Source organism: Mycobacterium sp. ABE4_509 (genome assembly GCF_056160785.1).
On the sequence record NZ_JBSWXU010000297.1, the window covers coordinates 1 to 1371 of the forward strand.

Consider the following 1371-nt stretch of genomic DNA (forward strand, 5'->3'; position numbering starts at 1 on the left):
CGGCGACGGTGCCGGCGCGGTGCGCGCCGCCGAGGTTGTCGTCGCCGCCGACCCGGTGACCGCGGCGGGGCTGGCCGGGTTGCCCACCCCCGACATGCACGGGGTGGTGACCGACTGGTGGGCCACCGACGAGCCGCAGTCGGCCCCGCCCATGCTGTGGGTCGACGGCCGCCCCGAGCGCACCGGACCGGTGCTCAACGCGGCGGTGATCAGCGCCGCGGCGCCGACCTACGCACCGCCGGGACGCCACCTGATAGCGGCGTCGGCGCTGCTGGCCCGCGACGGCGCCGCGCCTGCCGAAGAGATCACCCGGCGGCACGCTGCGGCCATCCTCAGCACCGACGGCGCCGGCTGGGAGCTGCTGATCCGCCACCGGATCCCGGCCGCACTGCCGGCCCAGCCGGCGCCGCTGTCGGTGCGTCGCCGGGTGCGTCTGGACGACGGCCTGTGGGTGTGCGGCGACCACCGCGACACCGCCTCGATCCAGGGCGCGCTGGTCAGCGGCCGCCGCACTGCCGAGGCGCTGCTGAAGAGGGCCGGATGAGCCGCCCCGCGCTGGCCGACGTGCTGGACCGGCTGCATGTGGTGGCCCTGCCGATGCGGGTGCGTTTCCGCGGCATCACCGTCCGCGAGGTCGCGCTGCTGGACGGCCCCGCCGGTTGGGGCGAGTTCGGTGCCTTCGGCGAATACGGCCCAGCCGAGGCCGCGCACTGGCTCGACGCCGCGCTGACGGCCGCCTACGACGGGATGCCGGCGGTGCACCGTGCCCGCATCCCGATCAACGCCACGGTGCCCGCGGTGTCCGCCGCCGAGGTCCCCCAGGTGCTTGCGCGCTTCCCCGGCGTACGCACCGCCAAGGTCAAGGTGGCCGAGCCCGGCCAGACGCTGGCCGACGACGTTGCGCGGGTCGACGCGGTTCGCGCGCTGGTGCCCACCGTGCGGGTCGACGCCAACGGCGGGTGGAGCGTGCAGGAGGCGGTGACCGCCGTGCGGGCGCTGGCCGCCGACGGGCCGCTCGAATACGTCGAACAACCGTGCGCGACGGTGCCCGAACTGGCGCAGGTGCGTCGCCGCGTCGACGTGCCGATCGCCGCCGACGAGAGCATCCGCAAGGCCGAGGACCCGTTGCACGTGGTGCGCAGCGGTGCCGCCGATGTCGCGGTGCTCAAGGTGGCCCCGCTGGGTGGGGTGGCCGCGATGCTGGCCATCGCCGAGCAGATCGACATCCCGGTCGTGGTGTCCAGCGCGCTGGACTCGGCGGTGGGCATCGGCGCCGGTCTGGTCGCCGCGGGCGCGCTGCCGTCGTTGCGGCACGCCTGCGGGCTCGGCACCGGCGGGCTGTTCGTCGAGGACGTCGCCGAAGCGCGGGTC

2 protein-coding genes are annotated in these 1371 nt (G+C 76.0%); both read left to right on the forward strand.

Annotation, left to right across the window (positions count from 1 at the left end; genetic code table 11):
* Positions 1 to 544, forward strand: a 544-nt coding sequence (locus tag ACXAID_RS28110) for an FAD-dependent oxidoreductase (RefSeq protein WP_475025435.1), incomplete at its 5' end; no start/stop codon positions are given.
* Positions 541 to 1371, forward strand: an 831-nt coding sequence (locus ACXAID_RS28115; protein ID WP_475025436.1) for an o-succinylbenzoate synthase, incomplete at its 3' end; no start/stop codon positions are given. The genes ACXAID_RS28110 and ACXAID_RS28115, both read left to right, overlap by 4 nt.